This window comes from bacterium SCSIO 12844 (genome assembly GCA_024397935.1).
Lineage (GTDB): Bacteria > Pseudomonadota > Gammaproteobacteria > Francisellales > Francisellaceae > M0027.
Map to the genome: position 1 here is coordinate 408,891 of CP073743.1, position 16,616 is coordinate 425,506.

General features: G+C 31.8%; 19 protein-coding genes and 1 tRNA gene. 11 read left to right on the top strand and 9 right to left on the bottom strand.

Annotated elements, in window-relative coordinates:
* Positions 1 to 17 precede the first annotated feature (17 nt).
* On the bottom strand, positions 18 to 1,481 hold the full coding sequence (locus tag KFE69_01980) for an MFS transporter (GenBank protein UTW42934.1): 1,464 nt from the start codon (positions 1,479 to 1,481) through the stop codon (positions 18 to 20).
* Between the two features lie 270 nt (positions 1,482 to 1,751).
* Between KFE69_01980 and csrA the strand changes: the two genes are divergently transcribed.
* From csrA to KFE69_02005, 5 genes are all read left to right on the top strand, one after another.
* Entirely contained in the window at positions 1,752 to 1,943 is a 192-nt protein-coding gene (csrA, locus tag KFE69_01985) for a carbon storage regulator CsrA (GenBank protein ID UTW42935.1), read from the top strand.
* A gap of 96 nt (positions 1,944 to 2,039) precedes the next feature.
* A tRNA-Ser gene (locus tag KFE69_01990) sits at positions 2,040 to 2,132 on the top strand.
* Positions 2,133 to 2,333: 201 nt separating this feature from the next.
* Positions 2,334 to 3,068 carry an integrase arm-type DNA-binding domain-containing protein gene (locus KFE69_01995; GenBank protein UTW42936.1) on the top strand — a complete coding sequence of 245 codons (735 nt, stop codon included), beginning with the start codon at positions 2,334 to 2,336 and terminating at the stop codon, positions 3,066 to 3,068.
* Between the two features lie 52 nt (positions 3,069 to 3,120).
* On the top strand, positions 3,121 to 3,414 hold the full coding sequence (locus tag KFE69_02000) for a transposase (GenBank protein ID UTW42937.1): 294 nt from the start codon (positions 3,121 to 3,123) through the stop codon (positions 3,412 to 3,414).
* Entirely contained in the window at positions 3,375 to 4,325 is a 951-nt protein-coding gene (locus tag KFE69_02005) for an IS3 family transposase (protein ID UTW43947.1), read from the top strand. The genes KFE69_02000 and KFE69_02005 overlap by 40 nt, the downstream gene beginning before the upstream one ends.
* On the opposite strand, the gene KFE69_02010 is transcribed toward KFE69_02005, so the two are convergent.
* Positions 4,283 to 4,996, bottom strand: a complete 714-nt coding sequence (locus KFE69_02010; GenBank protein ID UTW42938.1) for a hypothetical protein — start codon at positions 4,994 to 4,996, stop codon at positions 4,283 to 4,285. The two genes, KFE69_02005 and KFE69_02010, sit on opposite strands and share 43 nt — an antisense overlap.
* Before the next feature lie 262 nt (positions 4,997 to 5,258).
* Here KFE69_02010 and KFE69_02015 point away from each other — a divergent pair, with 262 nt between their 5' ends.
* Positions 5,259 to 6,053 (top strand): sulfite exporter TauE/SafE family protein, encoded by a 795-nt coding sequence (locus KFE69_02015; protein ID UTW42939.1) that lies wholly within the window; start codon positions 5,259 to 5,261, stop codon positions 6,051 to 6,053.
* A 112-nt stretch (positions 6,054 to 6,165) separates the two neighbouring features.
* Here the strand turns inward: KFE69_02015 and KFE69_02020 are convergent, their stop codons facing one another.
* The gene (locus tag KFE69_02020) at positions 6,166 to 6,234 is read right to left on the bottom strand and encodes an SEC-C domain-containing protein (protein UTW43948.1); all 69 of its coding nucleotides are present in this window, start codon (positions 6,232 to 6,234) and stop codon (positions 6,166 to 6,168) included.
* 51 nt (positions 6,235 to 6,285) lie between these two features.
* Positions 6,286 to 6,477, bottom strand: a complete 192-nt coding sequence (locus KFE69_02025; protein UTW42940.1) for a transposase — start codon at positions 6,475 to 6,477, stop codon at positions 6,286 to 6,288.
* 156 nt (positions 6,478 to 6,633) lie between these two features.
* Here KFE69_02025 and KFE69_02030 point away from each other — a divergent pair, with 156 nt between their 5' ends.
* Positions 6,634 to 8,214, top strand: a complete 1,581-nt coding sequence (locus KFE69_02030; GenBank protein UTW42941.1) for a hypothetical protein — start codon at positions 6,634 to 6,636, stop codon at positions 8,212 to 8,214.
* A gap of 243 nt (positions 8,215 to 8,457) precedes the next feature.
* Positions 8,458 to 9,843, top strand: a complete 1,386-nt coding sequence (locus tag KFE69_02035; GenBank protein ID UTW42942.1) for an IS4 family transposase — start codon at positions 8,458 to 8,460, stop codon at positions 9,841 to 9,843.
* Here KFE69_02035 and KFE69_02040 read toward each other — a convergent pair.
* From KFE69_02040 to KFE69_02050, 3 genes are all read right to left on the bottom strand, one after another.
* Complete coding sequence (locus tag KFE69_02040; GenBank protein ID UTW42943.1) at positions 9,840 to 10,388, bottom strand: hypothetical protein; 549 nt, start codon at positions 10,386 to 10,388, stop codon at positions 9,840 to 9,842. The genes KFE69_02035 and KFE69_02040 overlap by 4 nt on opposite strands.
* Before the next feature lie 274 nt (positions 10,389 to 10,662).
* Complete coding sequence (locus tag KFE69_02045) at positions 10,663 to 11,172, bottom strand: hypothetical protein (GenBank protein ID UTW42944.1); 510 nt, start codon at positions 11,170 to 11,172, stop codon at positions 10,663 to 10,665.
* A gap of 303 nt (positions 11,173 to 11,475) precedes the next feature.
* Complete coding sequence (locus KFE69_02050) at positions 11,476 to 11,877, bottom strand: VOC family protein (GenBank protein ID UTW43949.1); 402 nt, start codon at positions 11,875 to 11,877, stop codon at positions 11,476 to 11,478.
* Positions 11,878 to 12,118: 241 nt separating this feature from the next.
* Between KFE69_02050 and KFE69_02055 the strand changes: the two genes are divergently transcribed.
* On the top strand, positions 12,119 to 13,288 hold the full coding sequence (locus tag KFE69_02055) for a Fic family protein (GenBank protein UTW42945.1): 1,170 nt from the start codon (positions 12,119 to 12,121) through the stop codon (positions 13,286 to 13,288).
* A gap of 672 nt (positions 13,289 to 13,960) precedes the next feature.
* Here KFE69_02055 and KFE69_02060 read toward each other — a convergent pair.
* Entirely contained in the window at positions 13,961 to 14,368 is a 408-nt protein-coding gene (locus KFE69_02060; protein UTW42946.1) for a VOC family protein, read from the bottom strand.
* Between the two features lie 495 nt (positions 14,369 to 14,863).
* Here KFE69_02060 and KFE69_02065 point away from each other — a divergent pair, with 495 nt between their 5' ends.
* Positions 14,864 to 15,463, top strand: coding sequence for a hypothetical protein (locus KFE69_02065; GenBank protein ID UTW42947.1), 600 nt, complete (start codon positions 14,864 to 14,866; stop codon positions 15,461 to 15,463).
* A gap of 21 nt (positions 15,464 to 15,484) precedes the next feature.
* On the opposite strand, the gene KFE69_02070 is transcribed toward KFE69_02065, so the two are convergent.
* Positions 15,485 to 15,817 (bottom strand): helix-turn-helix transcriptional regulator, encoded by a 333-nt coding sequence (locus KFE69_02070; protein UTW42948.1) that lies wholly within the window; start codon positions 15,815 to 15,817, stop codon positions 15,485 to 15,487.
* A 109-nt stretch (positions 15,818 to 15,926) separates the two neighbouring features.
* Here KFE69_02070 and KFE69_02075 point away from each other — a divergent pair, with 109 nt between their 5' ends.
* Entirely contained in the window at positions 15,927 to 16,616 is a 690-nt protein-coding gene (locus KFE69_02075) for an SDR family oxidoreductase (GenBank protein ID UTW42949.1), read from the top strand.

Here is a 16,616-nt window from a genome sequence, read left to right on the forward strand (position 1 = left end):
AGTTATCTGAACTTAATTTATGCAACTGAACGAAATGGAATAATTTTTTTATCTTTAACTTTTTTATTTTTTTCATCGAGAGAGCCGCGTGTGTCATAACCAAGCCATAAGGTAATTAAAAAGCCTAAAAATGCACTAATGGCAATAATGAACATGGTATAGCCAAGTCCTAAGCTATCTTTCATAATAGGTAAGAAAAAGATACCAACTGCAGCACCTACTTTACCCATGCAAGAAGAAAAGCCATGGCCTGTAGCTCTAACATGTGTTGGAAAAACTTCTGAAGCTAAAAGATAAGTGGTTGGATTTGGTCCCATATTGATTGTGAAATAAAATAAGATAAACCCGCTAAATAATAAGATAATTTGTAAACTTCCTAATATAACGGTATGACCACTAAAAGTTAAAACTAGCATAGAGCTATCAGAGATATAAGTGCTAGCTCCTAAAATACATAAGCCAATTGTCATACCAATAAAGCCAATTTTTTGTAAGCGAATTCTGCCCCAGCGTTCGATAAGGAAAAAACAGATTACACAGCCGATGACAAAGAATAAGTAAGTATAAATAGAGCCTTCAGCGGCAGCAATACCTCTAGCAATAAAGTCATGTCCATCACTTGTAATCATCTGAGCTAAAATAACAGGGGTAAATAAACCAACACCATATAATGAAATATCCATTAAAAACCAAGGTACAGAAGCCAGCGTTGTTTTGCGAAGTAGATCTTTTTTGAATAAATCACGGTAAGACACTTTCTGTTCTTCTTCTTGTGCTTCAATAGTGATATTGGCATTACCAGTTAATTCAGCAGCTACTTTTTTTGCTTTCTCAAGTTTACCTTTTGAAATCAACCAGCGAGGACTCTCTGGTAGGCTCATTCTTAGCCATAAAACTAAAATGGCCGGTACAACACCTGCACCAAGCATCCAGCGCCATGCATCTAAAGAAGGATCATTCTTTAATATAATAAGGCCTAATGCTGCACCAATTAATGCACCAATGGCTTGAAAGCTAAAACTTGCAACCATCATCTTTCCGCGCATATGAGAAGGCATTGTTTCAGAGACATAAGTTGAACCTGTTGGATAGTCAGCACCAATACCAAGTCCTAATAAAAATCGAAATGCCATTAAACTTAATGGACTCCATGCAAAAGCAGATAATGAGGTAAAGACAACAAAAAACATTACACTTAGAATCAGCATGGTACGGCGACCCATTTTATCTGTAAATCGACCAAAAATGCCTGCACCAAAAATTGCACCTAAGGGGGCCGCTGCTGCAATTAATCCTGCTTCAGCAGCACCAATTTGCCATTGATGTTGGATTAATGGTAAGGCAACAGCAATAATGAATAAATCAAAGCCATCCATAAAAACGCCCATGGCGGATAAAAACCAAATTTTTAAATGATGACGACTCAATCTTGTATTATCTAAAGACGAGCCGTTAATCTGTGAATCTGAGTCATTACTCATTATAAAATGGCCTTTTACGATATTGTTGACGTTGCTATTATAGGTCATAATTGTTACATTTTTGTTACATGGCAAACTAAAGTTTATTGAAATTGTTCGAAAATAAGTATTTACAAATAGATCTAAATAGACTAAAAAGTAACACGTCTAAATGAAGCTGTGTTAAAATCCGCTATACTTAGGATGAAAAATTGTTATTAAGACGATTAAATAAAGTTTAATAAAAAAGTTTGGAAGAAATATAAAGTTAAAAATTAGGGAGTATCTAATATGCTTATCTTAACTCGCCGAGTTGGCGAAACTGTGATGATTGGTGATGAAGTCACCGTAACTGTACTTGGTATTAAAGGTAATCAGGTACGCTTAGGCATTAATGCACCAAAGGATGTGTCTGTTCATCGTGAAGAAATCTACATTCGTATACAAAATGAACAGGATGTTGATCCTGAAGAAGAAAAGTAGTACTTGTTTAAAGAAAGTGGGTTGACAATCGTTTATTGCTGTGTAGAATCTATTTCTGTTCAATTTAAGTCATTAAATTGAATTTTCATAGAAATTGGAGAGATGGCCGAGCGGCTGAAGGCGCTCCCCTGCTAAGGGAGTATGGAAATAAAACTTCCATCGAGGGTTCGAATCCCTCTCTCTCCGCCATAAAGGCGTATTTTTACATCTCATAAAATCCCAAAAACTACTTCAAACCCTTGATTTATCGTTGGTTTTTCGTCTTATGACGTTTTTTATGATCTTATAGCCACTTTTTATAAAGTGGGGTAATTTAGGGGGTAACTGTTATAATTCAATATAAAATAAATTGAAAAGTTACCCCAGATTAATTTAGGAGTTACCCCTGCTATGCCTTTGAACAGCGCTAAAATACTAGCATTGAAGCCAAAAGATAAGGACTATAAAGCCTTTGATAGCAATGGCTTATTTATGATCATTAAAAAAAATGGTGCTCGTTGGTGGCGATTTAAATATCGCTTTCAAGATAAAGAACAAACTTTATCTTTAGGTGTTTATCCTGATGTGTCATTAAAAGAGGCTCGCCTTAAACGAGATGACTATCGTAAAGTATTAAGAGAAGGAATAAATCCAGCCGATCTAAGAAAAGAGATTAAAGCTGAAGTCAAAGGTGAGAACTTATTTGAAACGATTGCACTAGAATGGCATGAAATGAAAAAAGATCAATGGTCTCAAAAATATGCAGATGTCGTCTTAAGCTCATTAAAACGTAATATTTTTCCCTTTGTTAAAAATAAACATATCAATGATATTTTACCAACTGAAATGCTTACAATTTTAAAGAAACTAGAAGCTAAGGGTAAGGTTGAGGCAACAAAGAAAGTTAAGCAAACCTGTGGCCAAGTATTTCGTTATGCAGTAGCTTTAGGGAAGTGTGAGCGTGATCCCACACGCGATATCGGTGATGCATTAAAAACAGCTAAATCTACCCCTTATGCTTTTTTATCTCACCCTGATGATATAGCAAAACTGCTAAGAGATATTGATCAGTATCATGGTCACTTTATTATTAAATGTGCTTTAATGTTAGCGCCACTTGTTTTTGATCTGGTTACCATTAGGTAGACACTTTGTTATGGGATGAATTATCATCTTATCAACAAACCAGGAGAACTTTATGACAACTAGAAAACGTCATTCTTATGATGCTGAATTTAAACGTAATGCAGCATCGTTATATGTTAATGGTAAAAAAAGCTTATCAGAATTAACAAAGCAATTAGGAGTAGCAGAATCTACTTTATACAACTGGGTTAGTGAGTATCGTCAACGAGGAGATGAAAGCTTTAAACCCAAAGAACTCTCGGCACAAGAAAAAGAATTACTTGCGCTTAAAAAGCAATTAGCTGATGTTAGCATGGAGCGTGATATATTAAAAAAGGCGTTAACCATTTTCTCAAAGAAAAAGTAAAAAGAGCCGAGCTTTATGAATTTATTAATTTGTATCGGCGAGATTTCTCAATTGAGAGAATGGCAAAGATTTTTGGTGTTAGTCGTAGCGCTTACTATCAGTACAGTCGTGGTAACTTGTCTAAGAAAGAGATAATAAATAGCCAGTTACGCCCTCTGTTAATCAAAGCATTCATAAACTCAAAGGGAGAATATGGCACAAGGCGGTTACAGCTTTTACTTAGACGACTAGATATCTATGTCGGTCGTAAACGTATTGCTAAGCTAATGAAAGAATTGGGGCTTTATGCTAAAGCAAGAAGAAAGTTTAAGGTAACCACCAATCAAAGTAAAAGACCTTATTATGTTGCACCTAATTTGTTAAAACAAAAATTCATGGTAGAAGCTCCTAATGAGGTATGGGTGAGTGATATCACTTATGTGCCAACTAATGAAGGATGGTTATATTTAGCAACTGTTGTTGACTTATTTTCAAGGAAAGTTGTTGGCTTGGCTATGAGTCAGCGTATTACAGCTGATTTAGTTTTAAGGGCAGTTAATCAAGCAGTTAAAAGGCGACAGCCTGATTCAGGGTTGATATTACACTCTGATAGGGGATCTCAATATACAAGCCGAGTTTATCATCAATTAACTAAAAAGCATCGAATTAGATTAAGCATGAGTAGTACGGGTAACTGCTATGACAATGCTGTAGCTGAAAGTTTTTTCCATACTTTGAAATTAGCAGTTGTACATGATCAGAAATACCAAACTAGGAATCAAGCAATGCGCTGTATCTTTGAATATGTTGAAGTTTTTTATAACCGCCAAAGGATGCACTCAACGTTAAACTATTTATCACCAGAGGAGTTTGAAAGAAATTATTTTAATCAACCACAATATCCCATAGCCAAGTGTCTAGTAAAAGGTTGACAGATCAGTCTATTTATATATTTGCATCGAATAATAAACTTAAGATCTCCATGCCTTAAATCATTATGTAACTCAAAAAAATCAGCTTCTCTATCACATAATAAAATTACTTTTTGCTTATACTTATTATCTTTAAGTTCTTTTATATTCTGTGATACAAATCTGCGCCAACGGCTTGAGGCAATTGCCTCGAAATCAGAACGATGTGAAGAGTATTTTTGGCTATCTTCATAGCCCATAAAATCAAGTTCCAAAATACCCAATGGAATATCATTTGAGTCAACACAAAAGGATGTATGCTGCATTAAGCCTAATTGTATATGACTTCCTTGTTTCCCTATTACTCCTAAATCAACTTTAGCTGTATGGCTAGTATAATTATAAAAAGTACTATCTTGTATGATATAAATATGTTCACTGCTATTACTACTTATTCTTTGCAATGTACTTTGACGATGCGGTAAAAGTAAATGCATCCAATTAACTTTTGGATTACTAAAGAAGTCATATGGACATCTAGCTTCATTTTTATCATCTGTTAATGACTGAATACAGCTTCCAGGGTTGCTCAAGAGATTATCACCTATTTTAAACGCTCTTTTATTTAGCCTAGCATCATTTAAATTTATACTGGAAAGCTCTTCTTCAAAAAAACTACTAGCTGTTTGCATTATTTAGATTCAACTATATGTATTTTAAAACTTTTATTATTTAAAAGCATTTGAAGCGTAATTGCAATGTCAAGTAAGACTTAAGGTGAATTGGAAGGGCTGACCTTAAGTTGACGGTGCCCTATTTTTCTAAATATCGATAATTATTTATTTTAATATGTAAGCTTACCCTACATATTATGTTATAAATACAAAATTTTTTATTCATTGATACAGAGTTAATATGAACTTAACAACGATTTATATAGTAAGGAATATTAACATGTTTTTTGTGATTTTAGTTTTAGCAGGTATTTTCATTGGTTTATTAACTGGGTTATTTGGTATTGGTGGTGCCATTGTGATTGTACCATTAGTGAGCTTTCTACTTACTGCAAAACACATTGGTGCTTATGCTGCTTTACATTTAGCTATTGGGACATCCGTTATGACAGCAACGATTACCAATATCCCAGCTTTAATTCAACATCATAAATTAAAAAATATTCATTGGCCTTTATTTTTACGCTATTTACTCCTGGGGGGAGTCCTTGGTGCTGTAGTTGGTGCAATTCTTGCAGGATTTGTGCCAGCTACTGTACTAAAAATATTTTTTAGTGTATTTGTATTGTTAATAGCCTTTATTATGATCTATAAAGCAATTAAACCTTCTTTAGAAGATCAGACAACTAACAAAATATCCGGCATTTCACATAGTGTTATCTCTTTTCTTATTGCATTAATTTCAGGTTTAGTTGGTGTCGGCGGTGTATCTGTAATGACCGCCTTTTTAAATCGTCACAGTAAAATTCATCATGCCATTGGAACTTCAGCATTATTTGGTTTACCTGTCACTTTTGTCGCAGCTATTACGTATTTGATAGTTGGATTTAATAATCCAAATCTGCCTAGCTTTAGTACAGGCTATATCTACTGGCCAGCTGTTATTTCATTTGCTGTTACTGCCATGTTATTTGCACCTATAGGTACAAAAATAGCAGCTAGATTATCACAAAGAAAATTAAAAGGTGCGTTTGGTATCCTACTTGCAGTTGCTTCTATCGCTTCATTAGTCTAGATAAGAATAAACTTTTGCTATATTGATTTAGTTTAATAAAAATAACTCCACTAACTTATACTTTAGACAAATCTACAGACATAACGCTGAGATTGATTAGACATAATTCATCTCAATGCAAACAACAATTTTTGAATTTTTTACCACTGCCACAAAAACAAGGGTTATTTCTTTTTGGCAGGCACCGTCAACTTAACTATATCTGATTAAGAGAATACCACAACCTTGAAATTTAGGCGCAAATAGCCCGTGCTGCTTCATCCCATATTGCTTTTGACAAGTTAAATTGATAACGTTGTTCATTGGCTGAACTTTTATATCGGCTAACATTAACTGAGAATAAATTACGGGTTTTACTTATCAAACTTAAGGTATGTTGTACATGAGCTGAAAGTTTAAATTTGCTTAAAAAAACAGTCCCCATTAATATTAACACTCCAATCATTTAATTATTAATAAAATATAAATAAATGTAGTATTTTATATATTTTTAATATTTACAGGTGTTTGATAATAGGGTAGTATTAAAATCATGAATGAAAAATAATCAATTTGAAAGAATTATAATAGGGGTTGTGTAATGCCGTTATCTCAAGGTGCTCAAAGATGGTTTGAGTCAGCTCAAGAGTTTTATAACTCTCAAGATAAATATACTCTTGGTCAATATATGCATAAAGGAGAAGAAGAACAGGCAAGTTTGAAAATTGATCTTGATACTGCTCCGCAGATTTTAGCTGCAGGATATTATTTTGATTATCCGCAGCAAGCTGAAGTTAATGTAAATTTAAAAGCACAAATGCAAAAAAATTTAAGCGATCAAGAATTTACTAGGCTAGGATTAACAGATATGCAAACTGTATATGTCAATGCTTACAGCCTTCAAAATCCTGATGATCTTGAAATTAGAGCAATGCTTGACCTTCTAAACTATGAGCGTCAATTTAGACAAGCAAATATTTCAATTCAGAAAGACTCTGGTTCAACAGATATATGGAAGAAAGGTTTTGCCTGTGTAATGTCACCAAAGACTTGTGAAGCTTTAGGTATAAGTAAACCTAGCTTAGAACAAATAGAACAAGCGAAAAATACACTAATGATACAAGCAGCAATTGAAACGAACTTTACTGTTATTATTGAAAACTCAGGATTCTTTACTGAAGAAGCAATTAAAGCAAAAATTAATTATGAGTTAGACAATAATGGGATTGATTCAAAAATCCTAAATATTCCTAATGATCAAGCTATCTTAATAGCAAAAGCACTTGCAGCGAATGAGAAACAGGCACCAGAAGACCAAAAGTCATTTCATAGCGTCATTTTAAATGCATTAAGTGTTCAGCATCCAATGTATAATTATGTTTTGGAACGATTTGAGTCATATATTGAATTAGAAAAAACTAAAGAATTACAATCAGAGCTATCAAATGTAGCAAAACAAGACTACTTATTAAAATTATCGAATGCAAATGATAGAGAAATAACAATAAATACACTTAGCCCAGAAGAAGCCATAGAATTATTTGACTGTATTAATAGTCGATATGACCAAAATCCTTTTATTGGTATCTTAATTAATGATAAAAAATTTATTGTAGATTTGAAAAACCAATATGATATTGGCCTATCAGTTATTAGGTCTTCTACGAGCCTTTCTTCGAATGAAAAAAGTTTATTGACTATAAGTGATATTATAAAACTAGGTCAATTTATTGAAAATACCAATGAAAGTGGTCAGGAATGTTCTGAAGGAACTCCTTTAGTTATTAATGCTTATTTAGCATCAATATACCAAAATAAAAATTATGGAGAAATCGCAACCAGACTAGCAGAAGATGTGCATATCCCTGAAAAAGATGAACAGAAGTTTTTAAGAGTATCATTAGAGCGAAGTCTGACACGAGAAGAATCTCAGTTAGTAATAAATTCTTTAAGTGATCAACAAATTGGAAATATTTACTTTAATGTTGTGTCTTTTAGTCAGCCGTGGAAAGAAGCATTAAAAGAAGAATTAAGTGTTGTTCAAGTAGATCCTCAAGTAGTGGCTGTACTACATAAATTAGAGCAACCATCATTTTCTATGTCTGCTCCGAGTTCATTATTTGCAACTCAAGCCCAAGAATTTCAACAGAATTCAACTATACCAAAGTTATTTGATAATTAAATATAGTTAATCTGATGCTATTTCTAGTAGCTGAGTATTTTTGTAGCTATGAGTTATTGCAGTTGAATTGGACTATAGGTATATCTAGAATAGTTAAATACATGTTGTTAAGAATGGACTCATCACATGTTAAATTAGCCTATACCCTTCCAATTCACCTTAAGTCTTACTTGACATTGCAATTACGCTTCAAATGCTTTTAAATAATAAAAGTTTTAAAATACATATAGTTGAATCTAAATAATGCAAACAGCTAGTAGTTTTTTTGAAGAAGAGCTTTCCAGTATAAATTTAAATGATGCTAGGCTAAATAAAAGAGCGTTTAAAATAGGTGATAATCTCTTGAGCAACCCTGGAAGCTGTATTCAGTCATTAACAGATGATAAAAATGAAGCTAGATGTCCATATGACTTCTTTAGTAATCCAAAAGTTAATTGGATGCATTTACTTTTACCGCATCGTCAAAGTACATTGCAAAGAATAAGTAGTAATAGCAGTGAACATATTTATATCATACAAGATAGTACTTTTTATAATTATACTAGCCATACAGCTAAAGTTGATTTAGGAGTAATAGGGAAACAAGGAAGTCATATACAATTAGGCTTAATGCAGCATACATCCTTTTGTGTTGACTCAAATGATATTCCATTGGGTATTTTGGAACTTGATTTTATGGGCTATGAAGATAGCCAAAAATACTCTTCACATCGTTCTGATTTCGAGGCAATTGCCTCAAGCCGTTGGCGCAGATTTGTATCACAGAATATAAAAGAACTTAAAGATAATAAGTATAAGCAAAAAGTAATTTTATTATGTGATAGAGAAGCTGATTTTTTTGAGTTACATAATGATTTAAGGCATGGAGATCTTAAGTTTATTATTCGATGCAAATATATAAATAGACCAACTGGTAAATCCGCTAGAGCAAGAAAAAATAGAATTACAGAGTTATTAAAAAAGCAATTTCCTCTTGGTAGAACAATAATTGAACTTACACACCCAAAAACTCATAAGGAGTATAGTAGTTCATTTACTATGAAATCATTAGAAAATGTGTTGATACCGCCAGTGCATCGTGGTGCCAATCATAGGCAAAACAAGCTAGATCCCGTTAAAATGAATATAGTTGAAGTAAGCAACGATGATTTAAGCTGGTTATTATTGACTAACTTACCAGTAAAAACTTTTAATCAAGTAAGATTTGTTATTGAGTCATATAAAAAGCGTTGGCATATTGAAACCTTTCATAAGGTTCTGAAAACTGCTTATGATGCTGATAAAATTTATTTACATCACTCTAGAGATGCAATTCAAAATCTCTTAACAATGATAAATATAGCAGCTTATCAAACTTATTATTTAATTTCTCAATCCAGACTAGATGTTCCAATCTTAGCGAAAGAAATGTTTAGTATTGAAGAAATTCAAGCTGTAAATGTTTATTTTTCAAGTAACATAAATGACATCCCAACATTAAAAGAATTTTATGCTATGGTCGTCAAATTAGGCGGTCATAAAAATGAAAGAAACAAGCATCCACCTGGTATTTTAGTTATTTATAGAGGAATAAAAAAATTAAACCATATCACCCAAATGTATAAAGTTATGATGTCAAGTAAGACTTAAGGTGAATTGGAAGAGTCTACTCTAACTTGACCTTTAGCAGCTATTTGAGTTGTTGTATGTGAATACTCCTTTGCGATAGCTCTATCTTTTGCTGTTGAAATTCCTGTTCCTCCAGAAGTATCAGGAGTATAGTCTTCAATAGATTTACTACTAGAGGCAGACATACCAACTTTAAAAGCGCTATTTGGATGTTGTAATGTTCCTCTATAAATCTCACCAATATAGAATTTTACTTTCTTGCCTTGGGGGTAATATTCATCCCAACCATCATTAGGGCAGTTTGCTTCAAGCGCATCAATTAAGTATAAAGAAAAGGAATGATTATTGAATGTTGTCTCATCTGACTTAAAGTAATTCTGTAATATTTGGATTGATTTTTCATCTGAAGTAGAGCTTGATAACTGATCTTTTAAATCTTGTATATGATCATACATCTTATTATCATGCCTTAACCAGGTAAACCAACCACTAGTATAGCCTGGGCGTTCAGTACTACTAGAGTAATTTTCAAGTGCATCGTCAAATATCTTTTTATAGTCAGTCATCATCATTCGCCATTTAAAATTGTATTGTTTAAATGATAATCAGATTATTAATTGATTAATACTGTTAAAATACTGTATTCAATAGGCGATTTGTGCATAACTAGATACAAAACATGTAAGTTGGCTTATAAAATAGGTGGGCTCAAATTTGAGCCCATTAAAAAGTTTGTTGAATTTAATCTCCTAAATTTTTAGGAGGTTATCTAGGGTTCCCCAAACTTGGGGCACTAAATTAGTTTTACCGCAACGCGGCTAAACCCCTATTGGTAAGGATTCAACTAGAATGATTATAATTATTTTTGAAGTATGTAATTGAATCAATAAATTTTTCAGCTAAATTTTTATTGTAGATATAAACTTTCTTAATGGTATGACCAGTATTTCTTTTTAATACAACGATATAATAATTTTTTTTAGAATAAAGTTCTATTTTATCAATGGATGCATAATATATTCGACTTTCATGTTTGTATGCTTGAGTAGTACTCTTTGACGTAGTAAGTGCTGATGAGTAAATTATAGTAGAACCACTTTTACCTGATGTCTTACTAATTACACCATCACTTAAAGCTATATATTTATTTGTTATTAAGATGCTCCTTGGGCGGAATTTTTCAGGTTGTTCTAAAAAAGCTCTTTCAATCGTGAAAAGAGCTTCATTTTCGTTTAATTGTTTTGGAGAATAAGGTATTTTAGTTGCACAACTTGCGAGCAACAAACAAATTACAAACAGAAAACAACTTTTAGTGTATATGTTCATTTGTTCTACTTTTTGACTGTTCATTTTTCTTTAAGTGTAATCTTAATTACAATGCTTTTTATGAATTATTAGCTTGATTGCTTATAAAATCTAAAAAAGGTACTTTCAACCCAAAACTTAGTGGGGGTGATTCACCCGCCAAAAGCCTATTCTGCGTCACAAAAAAAATTGATTTCGTTTCGCTTTTTTATTCTAAAAATATGAGTCCATAAATAATCATTAAAGAATATGAGTGATCACAACGTCTTAAAATTTTAGCTATAATATGATCAAAAAAACGAAATGGCTTAAGTGATGATTTCGGTTTTTGGCGTTAAATATTTAGAGCTATGGAGTTTTAAGTTGTAGTAAATCCCATAAATTACCATATAAGTCTTTAAACACAGCAACAGTACCATATTCTTCTTCTGAAGGGTCTCTAACAAATTCAACGCCTTTACTTTTCATATTATTATAATCACGCCAGAAATCATTTGTATTTAAAAATAAAAAGACTCTTCCGCCTGTTTGATTGCCAATAAAAGTATGTTGTTCTGGTTTAGATGCTTTAGCAAGAAGGATAGAAGTGCCTTTTGAATTAGGAGGAGCAATAACAACCCAACGTTTATTTTGCTTAGGTTGGTAAGTGTCTTCTATTAATTCAAAATTTAGCTTTTGAGTATAAAATTGAATAGCTTCATCATAGTCTTTAACGACAAGCGCAATATGTACTATTGATTGTTCAACCATATTCATGGGTATTTTCCAAATGTGAAATTAAAGATATCATATGATAAATGATGATAGTTATATGCGTCAATTTAGAAAATTTCACCATCCTTATTTTCGTTTTTAGCAATTTTCGCTAATAAGGCAAATTTTAATTAGCGGAGGTGAAAATAAGAAAACGCCTTATTTTCGATTTTTGCCATTTTCGAAAATAAGAGATATACTTCATGAATAGATTTAAATGAGAATTAGTTGATCAGTTATGGAAATTCGCAATTCACCAGCAGGTACAATTACTAAAACCTTAAAGGGGTATTATGCCTATAAACCAAATCCATTACCGCCAGAGATTAAATGGGATACAGCTTTAATTAATAGCCTATCTAGGGCTGACCATATTTTGGGTCGATTGTATATGGAAGGTGAAAAGCTGCCAAATCCTCATTTACTTATGCGCCCTTTTATTACTCGTGAGGCTGTACTTTCAAGTAAAATTGAAGGAACTCAAGCAACGTTAGGTGAGGTATTAGCCAATGATGCGGGTATTCATGTTGATCGTAATAAAGATGATTTACAAGAAGTACAGAATTATATATTGGCTTTAGATTATGCATTAGAGCGATTAGCCCATTTGCCAATGTCGCTACGATTGATAAAAGAAATGCATGAGATTTTAATGCAAGGAGTTAGAGGTTCGCATGCCACACCAGGTGAGTTTAGAAAAACACAAAACTGGATAGGTACACCAGGGTGTACTTTAAATTCAGCGAAATTTGTACCACCAGAGCCAGGTGATTTAATGAATTGCTTAGGCGAGTTTGAGTCATTTTTACATGATAGAAGTTTACCGCCTTTAATTCATATTGCTTTATGTCATTACCAGTTTGAGGCAATTCATCCATTTTTAGATGGTAATGGTCGTATTGGTAGGTTGCTAATTACATTATTATTAATAGAGCAAAAGCAGTTACCTTCACCACTTTTATATTTAAGTGCATTTTTTGAGGCTACTCGAGATGAATACTATAAGCAGTTATTTAATATTAGTAGCCAAGGTCAGTGGAATCAGTGGCTTAATTATTTTTTAAATGGTGTAGCTATTCAGGGCTTAGATGTATTATCCAGAGCTGAAAGAATTAATACTTTAATTAATAATTGGCAACTTCAAGTAGCAACTAGTTCATCTGATATTGCTCAAGAGATTGTAAAGTATTTAGCTGTGAACCCATATTTCACGACAAGTAAAGTTGCTGAAATGTTAGATGTTGCATTTACGACAGCACAACGTGCCGTCTCAAAGCTCGAATCTCTGAATATTATCAAACAAACGAGTGAAGGTGAACGTAACAAAGTGTACTGTTCGACAGATATATTAACAATTTTAGAAGAACCAACGAAGCTCACTGAAACAATGGATGGTGATTTATATTAAGTCCTTATTTTCGTTTTTGACGATTTTCGCTAATAAGGCGAATTTTAATTAGCGGGGGTGAAAATAAGAAAATGCCTTATTTTCGATTTTTGCCATTTTCGAAAATAAGAAAAGATCTAATTAAAGTTTCTTTAATAAGCATTAGCTTAATTAAAGGAAAACAGCTTATCCTTTAATAACGCAGATTTAATTACATTAAAATAACAAGTTATTGGCAATATAATATATTTGGTTTGTTTTACTCTTAAAATGTCTAGTATTACTAGAATTTTGGCAAGTAGTTTAAACTCATCAATTAGAATTTTGCCTGTTGAGTTTATTTTAATCTTAAAATCTAAAGTATCACTTTAGAATATGCGTCTATTTTAAACCATAAGATAATTTAGGATGACTTAAAACTAATTGATTTCGCACTAGCAAAAAACTTTTTTAACCCTTAAGTAAAAAAAATAATGTGGGGTAACTGTGGGGGTAACATAAAAATTTTAATTTAAAAATAGATTATAAATTAATTAGTTAAATATAAGTTGGTTTCCCTCTCTCTCCGCCATAAAGGCGTATTTTTAGATCTCATAAAATCCAAAAAAATGCTTCAGATTTTAGTTCTAATATGGTTAAAAAAACGAAATGGGTTAAGAGGTGATTTCGGTTTTTAGCATAAAATATTTAAAGCTATGGAGTTTTAAGTTGTAGTAAATCCCATAGATTACCATATAAGTCTTTAAATACAGCAACAGTGCCATATTCTTCTTCTGAAGGAGCTCTGACAAATTCAACGCATTTACTTTTCATATTATTATAATCACGCCAGAAATCATTTGTATTTAAAAATAAAAAGACTCTTCCACCTGTTTGATTGCCAATAAAAGTATGTTGTTCTGATTTAGATGCTTTAGCAAGAAGGATAGAAGTGCCTTTTGAATTAGGAGGGGCAATAACAACCCAACGTTTATTTTGCTTAGGTTGGTAAGTATCTTCTATTAATTCAAAGTTTAGCTTTTGAGTATAAAATTGGATAGCTTCATCATAGTCTCTAACAACAAGTGCAATATGTATTATTGATTGTTCAACTATATTCATGGGTATTTTCCAAATGTGAAATTAAAGATATCACATGATAAATGATGATAGTTATATGCGTCAATTTAGAAAATTTTCATCATCTTTATTTTCGAAAATAAGAGAGAATCTAATTAAAGTTTCTTTAATAAGCATTAGCCTAATTAAAGGAAAACAGCTTACCCTTTAATAACGCAGATTTAATTACATTAAAATAACAAGTTATTGGCAATATAATATATTTGGTTTGTTTTACTCTTAAAATGTCTAGTATTACTAGAACTTTTGCAAGTAGTTTAAACTTATCAATTAGAATTTGGCATGTTGAGTTTATTTTAATCTTAAAACCTAAAGTATAACTTTAGAATATGCATCTATTTTAAACTATAAGATGATTTAGGGTAACTTAAAAATAATTGATATCGCATTAGCAAAGACTTTATGAAATTAATATTTTATATTTATTTTTCTAATATAGAATTCATCTTTAAATATTTAAACTATATTGGATTTTATATGAAAGAAGAGATTAAGAAATTAATGACAGCTAATGTAATTGATGAAATTAGAAAGTTTATTAAATCTCAGGGTTTTACTGAATTATCCACTGAAGAGAAAATTGAAATATTAAACGATCAAAGACTTATACCAGAGCTTATAAAAATATTAGAACCTGAAGAATTTAATGGGTTACCAAGTGATAGAAAGATGGCTGTATTAAATCAACAGAATCGATTTGGTCAGCCAGTGTTACATGTAATTGCAAGTCTTCATTCTGATCAATTTGATTTAACACTAAATATTATAAGGTCAGTATCAGATGAGCAGCGTATTGCGTTAGCTAATGGAGCTGATCGCTTTGGGAATACATTATTAGATTTATATACAGAGAGAGATGATCAATTTGCTTCTATTTCAAAATTATTGCCTAAGTCAGATGATAGTAGTAATTTAAATCAATATGGTAGTGATGATTTAACAGAATTTAAACAAGAAGAAGAGCAAGACCCTTTAATATTAGAGGAGAAAAATATTAAAAGTGAGCCTCCTTATCTAATGAATGAAATGCAAAAAACTAAATATGGGTGTTTGAAGCATCTTTGTTTTGGTTTGTGATCGCTTGTTAAAAATAATAATTTAGTTTTTAGATTTAATATACATATCTCCCCAAGCTTTTAATTGTTTTAGTATAGGCTTTAATTTTGCACCCAATGGCGTTAAAGAGTATTCAACTTTTGGCGGTACTTGATGGTATACTTTGCGATTGACAATGCCTAACGCCTCTAATTCCCTTAGTTGCAAAGTTAACATACGCCTTGTAATGCCATCAATAGATCTTGATAATTCATTAAATCTAACTGTGTTATCTAATAGACGAAATAAGATAACACACTTCCATTTACCACCGACAACGGATGAAGCAATTTCGATGGGACAGTCAATTAAATGATCATTATCTTTTAGTTTCATAGTTACACTTTAGTTACTAAGTATCAAAATTGTACGTACTTGTAATTTTATTACTAAATATTATAATTTTCAAATCATATATAAAAATAACAATAAAAAGGGGTTAATTATGAAATATGATACGTTAATTATTGGTGGTTCATCTGGAATTGGATTAGCTAGTGCATATCGTCTAAAGGCTAACAATTTAAATGTACTAATTGCTTCAAAAAATGCTAAAGCAAAAACACAATTAAGTGATGATGGCTTTGGTTTAATTAATTTAGATTTAACTAAGTCAACAGATATCGAAAATGCGTTAAAAGAAAATCAAGCAATAAAACATATTATTATTACAGCAATCTACCCACTTCTTTTTGATAGTTTAGATCAGCTAGAAGTCAAAGATGCCAAAGCAGCGTTTAATAAATTTTGGGATTATATGATAGTTATAAAGTATGCAATTAGACAATTAAAAGCAATTGAATCATTTACACTAGTTACAGGCTCGATTGCTTATAAAAACTTAGCCAATATTTTATCACCTAAAATTACCAATTTAGCCATTAATGAAGCAGTTAAAACACTTGCGATTGAATTAAGTCCAATCAGAATTAATGCTGTTTCACCTGGTCCTACGGATACGAGCTTTTATGATCAAATAAGTGATAAAGAATCCTTATTTGATTCCATGAAACAAAGTGTGCCATTAAAACGAATTGCAAAATCTGATGAAATTGCTCAAGCAATAGTGTTAGCAACGCTTAATTCAAATATAACAGGATCAATTATTAATGTTGACGGTGGTGCTTATTTATAA

Excerpts from the sequence above, each read along its gene's own strand:
- KFE69_02055 (UTW42945.1), top strand. The coding sequence starts at position 12,119 with ATGGAAATTCGCAATTCACCAGCAGGTACAATTACTAAAACCTTAAAG.
- KFE69_02035 (UTW42942.1), top strand. The coding sequence starts at position 8,458 with ATGCAAACAGCTAGTAGTTTTTTTGAAGAAGAGCTTTCCAGTATAAAT.
- KFE69_01995 (UTW42936.1), top strand. The coding sequence starts at position 2,334 with ATGCCTTTGAACAGCGCTAAAATACTAGCATTGAAGCCAAAAGATAAG.
- KFE69_02070 (UTW42948.1), bottom strand. The coding sequence starts at position 15,817 with ATGAAACTAAAAGATAATGATCATTTAATTGACTGTCCCATCGAAATT.
- KFE69_02075 (UTW42949.1), top strand. The coding sequence starts at position 15,927 with ATGAAATATGATACGTTAATTATTGGTGGTTCATCTGGAATTGGATTA.
- KFE69_02040 (UTW42943.1), bottom strand. The coding sequence starts at position 10,388 with ATGACTGACTATAAAAAGATATTTGACGATGCACTTGAAAATTACTCT.
- KFE69_02045 (UTW42944.1), bottom strand. The coding sequence starts at position 11,172 with ATGAACAGTCAAAAAGTAGAACAAATGAACATATACACTAAAAGTTGT.
- KFE69_01980 (UTW42934.1), bottom strand. The coding sequence starts at position 1,481 with ATGAGTAATGACTCAGATTCACAGATTAACGGCTCGTCTTTAGATAAT.
- KFE69_02025 (UTW42940.1), bottom strand. The coding sequence starts at position 6,477 with ATGGGGACTGTTTTTTTAAGCAAATTTAAACTTTCAGCTCATGTACAA.
- KFE69_02015 (UTW42939.1), top strand. The coding sequence starts at position 5,259 with ATGTTTTTTGTGATTTTAGTTTTAGCAGGTATTTTCATTGGTTTATTA.
- csrA (UTW42935.1), top strand. The coding sequence starts at position 1,752 with ATGCTTATCTTAACTCGCCGAGTTGGCGAAACTGTGATGATTGGTGAT.
- KFE69_02030 (UTW42941.1), top strand. The coding sequence starts at position 6,634 with ATGCCGTTATCTCAAGGTGCTCAAAGATGGTTTGAGTCAGCTCAAGAG.
- KFE69_02050 (UTW43949.1), bottom strand. The coding sequence starts at position 11,877 with ATGGTTGAACAATCAATAGTACATATTGCGCTTGTCGTTAAAGACTAT.
- KFE69_02060 (UTW42946.1), bottom strand. The coding sequence starts at position 14,368 with ATGAATATAGTTGAACAATCAATAATACATATTGCACTTGTTGTTAGA.
- KFE69_02000 (UTW42937.1), top strand. The coding sequence starts at position 3,121 with ATGACAACTAGAAAACGTCATTCTTATGATGCTGAATTTAAACGTAAT.
- KFE69_02065 (UTW42947.1), top strand. The coding sequence starts at position 14,864 with ATGAAAGAAGAGATTAAGAAATTAATGACAGCTAATGTAATTGATGAA.
- KFE69_02010 (UTW42938.1), bottom strand. The coding sequence starts at position 4,996 with ATGCAAACAGCTAGTAGTTTTTTTGAAGAAGAGCTTTCCAGTATAAAT.